Origin of the sequence: Streptococcus sp. HMSC034E03 (genome assembly GCF_001811505.1) — a bacterium.
GTDB lineage: Bacteria > Bacillota > Bacilli > Lactobacillales > Streptococcaceae > Streptococcus.
Genome location: NZ_KV804987.1, coordinates 22819 through 29177, shown reverse-complemented (window position 1 = coordinate 29177; position 6359 = coordinate 22819). Strand labels below are relative to the sequence as shown.

8 protein-coding genes are annotated in these 6359 nt (G+C 35.8%); all 8 read right to left on the bottom strand.

Annotation, left to right across the window (positions count from 1 at the left end; translation table 11 throughout):
• A partial coding sequence (locus HMPREF2805_RS05990; protein ID WP_148131616.1) for a YSIRK-type signal peptide-containing protein occupies positions 1 to 1742 on the bottom strand: 1742 nt, incomplete at its 3' end.
• 470 nt (positions 1743 to 2212) lie between these two features.
• Complete coding sequence (locus HMPREF2805_RS05985; RefSeq protein ID WP_075231808.1) at positions 2213 to 2608, bottom strand: YtxH domain-containing protein; 396 nt, start codon at positions 2606 to 2608, stop codon at positions 2213 to 2215.
• A 15-nt stretch (positions 2609 to 2623) separates the two neighbouring features.
• Positions 2624 to 3007 (bottom strand): DUF948 domain-containing protein, encoded by a 384-nt coding sequence (locus tag HMPREF2805_RS05980; RefSeq protein ID WP_075231807.1) that lies wholly within the window; start codon positions 3005 to 3007, stop codon positions 2624 to 2626.
• Between the two features lies 1 nt (position 3008).
• Complete coding sequence (gene lgt, locus HMPREF2805_RS05975) at positions 3009 to 3797, bottom strand: prolipoprotein diacylglyceryl transferase (protein WP_075231806.1); 789 nt, start codon at positions 3795 to 3797, stop codon at positions 3009 to 3011.
• On the bottom strand, positions 3790 to 4725 hold the full coding sequence (hprK, locus tag HMPREF2805_RS05970; protein ID WP_075231805.1) for an HPr(Ser) kinase/phosphatase: 936 nt from the start codon (positions 4723 to 4725) through the stop codon (positions 3790 to 3792). The genes lgt and hprK overlap by 8 nt, the downstream gene beginning before the upstream one ends.
• A gap of 129 nt (positions 4726 to 4854) precedes the next feature.
• Positions 4855 to 5031, bottom strand: a complete 177-nt coding sequence (rpsU, locus tag HMPREF2805_RS05965; protein WP_000048054.1) for a 30S ribosomal protein S21 — start codon at positions 5029 to 5031, stop codon at positions 4855 to 4857.
• Positions 5032 to 5160: 129 nt separating this feature from the next.
• On the bottom strand, positions 5161 to 5505 hold the full coding sequence (locus HMPREF2805_RS05960; RefSeq protein ID WP_315940860.1) for an OTU domain-containing protein: 345 nt from the start codon (positions 5503 to 5505) through the stop codon (positions 5161 to 5163).
• Between the two features lie 30 nt (positions 5506 to 5535).
• Positions 5536 to 6243, bottom strand: a complete 708-nt coding sequence (locus HMPREF2805_RS05955) for a glucosamine-6-phosphate deaminase (RefSeq protein ID WP_049508421.1) — start codon at positions 6241 to 6243, stop codon at positions 5536 to 5538.
• Positions 6244 to 6359: the final 116 nt, after the last annotated feature.

Genomic DNA, 6359 nt, shown 5'->3' with positions numbered 1-6359 from the left:
TTAGGTGATGGGATTGCTGTTGTTTCTACTTTGTCCTTAGCTCCATCTTTCTTGAACATTTCATCAAGTGTATTCTTAGTAATGTTTTCTGTATCAGGATCCTTGATACTAACAGTTGTTGACTTAATGATGTCATTTCCGAGTTTGCTATATACAACAGTTTCTCCAACTTTTTCTAGAGACTTGGCTGTAGTAATCTTAGGATTTTGAAAACCTATCCCATCTAAGGAAATTCGTTTCCCAGAAATAAACTCTGGTCGTCTATTAATCATATCGGCTTCAAAATAAGAACGGGAACTATGCCCTCCTTTTGTATCCCCAACATTTATAACAACATCACTATCATTACTGACACTTTTTCCTATAGTAGAATCGTTATTAACTATATAATGGGTCAGTTTACCTGACTTAGCTATTTTTTTACTATCTAAACCTTTTTGCCAAAACGCAGATGATGAGAGAAGACCTGTCCTCACTTTTGGAGCATTAAATGTTGTTCCTTTTTTTAATACATTATTATAAAAGTTTCTATAAGCCAGCTGTTCTTTAGTAGACATGACTCTGCTGTCAGAATATGCCAACTGATAGGCTTCAACCATTGCCCGTTGTACTAAATATCCTCCCAGAGAATGTCCTGTTAGATAAAGGTTGGTGACACTCTTATCCTTGGCTAATTCACGCATAATTTCTTCTGCTTCTATCGCCTGTTTAGGATTACTCCCTGTTCCAAGTGTTATATCAGCACCTATATCTTTAGAATCACTAGTCCCACGAAATGCTAGTACCTGGGCAGTTCCATTTGGTAAATATAAGAAATCGCTCTTAGTCTCAAATAATACAGCATCAAGTCCACTGGATGTATGATAACTTTTCTTTCTTTCCCAATAAGGTCCCAATTCCCTATTCATCATCATATATTCATAGCGTGGTTTACTTTCACCTTTCTTTTTGTATAACTCTGCTTCTGTTAAAGGTCTCTTATGATCCAGTACTCTGTCAATGTACTTATCGTCACGGTAAGCCAATTCCATGAACATAATCATATCACGTTCACTTACATTCCATTTTAATTTTTCATCTGGCTTTTCGTCACTATCAATAATCCCATCACCATCAGTATCCTCTAGTAACGGATGACTATTATAACCTACATACTTTTTACCATTTTTTTCATAAATATAGAGTTCTTCTTTATCACTCAAATAATCGTTATCTGTATAACCATTCGGTTTTAACTGTTCTCCATCTAGTAATAGGCTATCATACTTATCCCCTTCTGAACCGATTATTCCTGCTTTGATTTTTTTAGCATCTTCCTCAGTCAATTCATATTTTTTAATCTCAGTAGGATTTGATGCTGCTCTAACCTCTGGAGCACTTGATCTGTCTTCACCAGCCACCAAAGTAGTTGCCGTCGAATTGATATTTTCCTTACCACCGGAAGTATCTAGAACTGTCTCTTTTGTAGCTACTGTTGAAATCTCTTTAGCATCTATCTCAGAAGAAGCATTGTTTCGATGTTCTGAGATACTTTGAGCTTCTTCTTTGATCTCCACAGTCGGCAGAGAATTGTCAGTTTCAGAATTAACTTCTATCCCTGTATTATTATCATTATTATTTTCCGTAGAAGCTAAGACTCCTTGAGTTGGAGCAAATAAGGAAACCCCTATTAGTACAGATGCCACTCCAACAGAAAACTTTCGAATCGAAAAACGTTGTCGTTTATTAAAGATATCTTTCATGTTACCCAATTCCTTTTTAACTATCATTTCTATATATAATATAGAAGGTGTCAACATTTTCTGTTAACAAAATCATACTTTTTTATTTTCCTAAAATTTAGGAAGTTTACTCTACTTTAATACATCACATTTTAAATCCTTTCAATCTTTAAATAACTATTTGTTGTAATAGCTAAACCCAGTCCCCCTGTTAATCAGGCGTGTTATTTAGGTTACGGACAGAACCACTAATTTTAGACTTCCAAAAAACTCTGTAAAAAAGAATCAATTTTATCTTTTTCTCTTTTATCATCTAGGTACATTTCCCCATCCATATGAAGATCAATAACTTGCTGTTAAAATTTCAGTAAATTAAGAAAGAAATCTAAATATTGCACTTTCTATACTGCCATTATATCACAAAGAGTTCATTAAAGGAAAAAAATCACCATTCTTGATTCTCTAGAAAACCAAGAAATGGTGACTCTATGTTAATCTTCTTGAAGCTCAATGACAATTTCTTGACCATTTTCTTTTTCTTCCACAACTACTTTTTCTTCCAGTTGTGATTTAAAATGATTCAAGGTTTCTTTTGAAGCTTCAGTCGCTTGTTGAGCATGATATTTTGCTTTATCCAAGACAGTGTCCAGAGTAATTTCCCCAGATTCAATCTGATCTTTTGTTTTAAGAACAAATTCTTTGGTTTGTTCTTTGACATCCGTTAATTTTTCACAAACCTGCTCTTTAGCATACTCAGGATCTTCTTTTAGATCTTCTAAAAATTCTTGTGCTTGGCTTCTAACTTGTTTTCCTTTGTCACTAGTTAGAAACAAGGCAGCTGCAACACCTGAAACAGTTCCTAAAAGGATAGATGATAGTTTTCCCATTAGTCAACTCCTTTTTTATTTTTTAAAAAATTTACTTGCAACACGAATAGCAGACAAACCCGCACCAGTTTTTATAGTTTTTGATCCAGCAGATGATGCCTTTTTACTCAAAACACGTGCTTGTTCATTTAGGTCAGAAACTGAAACAGAGAGGTCTGCAACAGCTGTAAAGAGGGGATCAATTGTAGCAACTTTGACATTGATATCATCAACAAGAACGTTGACTTTTGTAAGCAATTCATTTGTTTGATAAAGAGTTACATCTACATCTGATCTTAAAGTTTTAACAGTTTTTTCAGTTTCATCGATTACACGACCAACTTTTTGAAGGGTAATAATCAAATAAACTAAAAATACAACCAAGGCAATCGCCACAATAATATAAGCCGCTTCTAACATTTTAATTCTCCTTTTTTACATTATAAAATGGTGCTTTTTTCCGATTTTGATAAAAGATGATATAAATACCAAGGCCAATCAATAGGGCAGACAACCATTGAGATACTCGAAGCCCAAAGAACATGAGACTATCTGTACGCATGCCCTCAATAATCATACGTCCAAATCCGTACCAAATTAGATAAAAGGCAGTGATATGACCACGACGGATACTCTTTAATCGGCGTCTAAAAATGACAATCAAGGCAAAACCGATCAGATTCCAGATAGACTCGTATAAGAAGGTTGGTTGGCGGTATGAGCCATCAATATACATCTGATTCTTAATAAAACCAGGTAAATAGTCTAGATTGTCAACGACTGCTCCATAAGCTTCTTGGTTAAAGAAGTTTCCCCAACGCCCTAGACTCTGAGCAATCATGACGCTCGGAGCTGCAATATCTAAGAAATCCCAAGTATTGATTAATTTGCGATCAGCAAAGATATAGAGAACAATCGCGCCAGTAATTAAACCACCGTATATAGCAAGACCACCATTCCAAATAGCAAAAATCTCTCCCAGATGTTGGCTATAATAATCAAATCTAAAAATAACATAGTAGAGTCTAGCTCCAATGATTGACAAAGGAAAGGCAATTAAGATGAAGTCCAAAATATCATCAGATAAAATCTTCTTTTTAGGCGCTTCTTTACTGGCAAGATATACCGCTAAAACAAGACCTGAAACGATGCAGAGTGCATACCATCTAACAGCTAAAGGACCAATTTGAAAAGCGATTGGATCAATCATTTTTCACCTCGTTCTTTGCAATCAGATTTGTCAATCTTTCTTCAAATAGTCGAGTAGCATCAAAGCCCATTTCCTTAGCACGATAATTCATCGCTGCTGCTTCGATAACGACAGAAATATTACGTCCTGTTTTTACAGGAATGCGGATACGTGGAATAGCTACTCCAGAAATCTCCAATTCCTCAGCATTATTGCCTAGACGATCAAAAGTCTTTTGCGTGTCATAATTTTCTAGATAGACAGCCAACTGAACTTGTGAAGAATCCTTAACTGCACTGGCACCATAAAGACTCATCACATCTATAATACCAACACCACGAATCTCAAGTAAATGCTTCAAGATTTCAGCTGGTTCACCCCAGAGAGTCATTTCATCCTTAGCAAAGATATCTACACGGTCATCAGCCACCAAACGGTGTCCTCGTTTCACAAGTTCTAGACCTGTCTCACTCTTACCAATACCACTGTCGCCCTGAATTAACACACCCATACCATAGATATCCATCAAGACACCATGTACACTTTCACGCTCAGCCAAACGAGAATCTAGGTAACTTGACAATTCTCCAGACAGACGACTTGTTGCTGTACGACTCGTTAAAATAGCGATTTTACATTCTCTAGCAGCCTTTAGCATTTCCTCTGGAACTACTAAACCACGCGCAACAATAACTGCAGGTGTTTCTGGTTGAAACATCTTTTTCAAAACCTGGTAGCGATTATGAGAAGACATACTAATCAGATAAGACCACTCTTTCATTCCCAAAAGTTGAATCCGCTCTGGAGTATAGTAGTCAAAATACCCCGTCATTTCAAGCCCTGGTCGCGTAATATCCGCAGTATTGATTTTCTTTTCAAGTAATTCAGTCTCACCATAGACAATGTCTAGTCTGAGCTTATCAATCACTTCTTTGACTAAAACCGACATAATTTTCTCCTTCAATCAAGTTCTTCCCTCTATTATATCAAATTGTAGGAGGAAGTTTCAGAATTTTGCAGGATTTATAGGATTTATTTAAAACAAAAAAGACTAGACAAGTCTAGCCTTTCTTATTAATTAGAATTTTTTACGTTTACGAGCTGCTTCTGATTTACGTTTACGTTTTACAGAAGGTTTTTCATAGAATTCACGTTTGCGTGTTTCTTGAAGAGTACCAGCTTTAGTAACTGCACGTTTGAAACGACGAAGAGCATCGTCAAGAGATTCATTCTTACGTACTACTGTTTTAGACATTTTTTTCACTCCCTTCAAGTTCAAGATCTATTCTATTTTACACGGAATAAAGAAAATTGTCAAGAAAAAAATGAAATTCTCCCAAATCATTCAATTTAAAATTTATAAGATTTTACCATTATATCTAGCCTAGTTCTCCACTTCTAAAGTTTGTTCTAAACGAACACTTAATTTTTTAATTTCTAACCCCATGTGGTCTAGGTACTCCCAATAATCTGACGGTAGATCAAAAATGGTATATAAGTCCTTGCTGTCAACGTGATCAACAAGATGTTTCAGTATTTGCTCTCGAATAAAATATAAATCCTTTACTTGACCTAAACTAATAGCTTCCAGCTTTGCTAAATACTGACATAAAGCAGAAAGTGAAGAACAATCAAATTTGTCTTCTTCATGTAAAAAATACAAAAAATTTTGATTTTCAACCCTTATCATATTTGAAATATATTCAGAGCAAAAAACCACCCAATCCATAGGATCGAATGGTTTTTAATGATTAAAATCTTATTTTTTTAACAAGCTGAGTGCTGCTGCATCTGCGATAATGGTCACATCTGGATGGTTTTGTAGGCTACTTGCCGGTAGACTTTCTGTCACAGGGCCTTCAACAGTTCCAGCGATAGCTTCTGCTTTTGATTCACCATAAGCAAATAGAAGGATGGACTTAGCATCCAAAATGTTCTTAATCCCCATTGAAATAGCTTGGGTTGGAACATCTTCAATCTTCTCAAAGAAGCGCGCGTTAGCTTCGATTGTAGACTGATCTAGCTCTACAAGGTGAGTTTGGCTATCAAATGGTGTGCCTGGTTCATTAAAGCCAATATGACCATTGCGGCCAATCCCTAAGATTTGTAGGTCAACGGGATGGTCAGCAAGAATTTGGTTGTAGCGTTCTACTTCTGCTTCTGCATTATCCTTGACACCACGTGGCAAGAAACTTTCTTTAAATGGCTTCTTGTTGAATAGATTTTCTTGCATAAAGTAACGGTATGATTGAGGATTGTCCCCATCAAGACCTACGTACTCATCCAAGTTCACACTTGTAAGATTTGAAAAATCAAGATCGCTCTCAACGATTCGTTGGTAAAATTCCAGAGGGCTACTTCCTGTTGCAAGTCCCAATGTTTGTGCACCGTTTTCCAATTTTTCTTTTAAGATATCAAAAGCAACTTTTCCACCTTCAATTGGATTTTCCACTTGAATAACTTTCATAATTTTGTCCTCCATATTCTTTATTTTATTATATGGTATAGACCAATTTTTGTCAAGTGAAAACGATTTATTTTTGTTGAAAATATGACAGTAGCCTCAAAACAGCTACTGTCTTG

What these genes read in the sequence shown, in the direction of transcription:
- lgt (WP_075231806.1), bottom strand. Translation starts at nt 3,797, where the DNA reads ATGATTGATCCAATCGCTTTTCAAATTGGTCCTTTAGCTGTTAGATGG.
- HMPREF2805_RS05955 (WP_049508421.1), bottom strand. Translation starts at nt 6,243, where the DNA reads ATGAAAGTTATTCAAGTGGAAAATCCAATTGAAGGTGGAAAAGTTGCT.
- HMPREF2805_RS05980 (WP_075231807.1), bottom strand. Translation starts at nt 3,007, where the DNA reads ATGTTAGAAGCGGCTTATATTATTGTGGCGATTGCCTTGGTTGTATTT.
- HMPREF2805_RS05960 (WP_315940860.1), bottom strand. Translation starts at nt 5,505, where the DNA reads ATGGATTGGGTGGTTTTTTGCTCTGAATATATTTCAAATATGATAAGG.
- hprK (WP_075231805.1), bottom strand. Translation starts at nt 4,725, where the DNA reads ATGTCGGTTTTAGTCAAAGAAGTGATTGATAAGCTCAGACTAGACATT.
- rpsU (WP_000048054.1), bottom strand. Translation starts at nt 5,031, where the DNA reads ATGTCTAAAACAGTAGTACGTAAGAATGAATCTCTTGACGATGCTCTT.
- HMPREF2805_RS05985 (WP_075231808.1), bottom strand. Translation starts at nt 2,608, where the DNA reads ATGGGAAAACTATCATCTATCCTTTTAGGAACTGTTTCAGGTGTTGCA.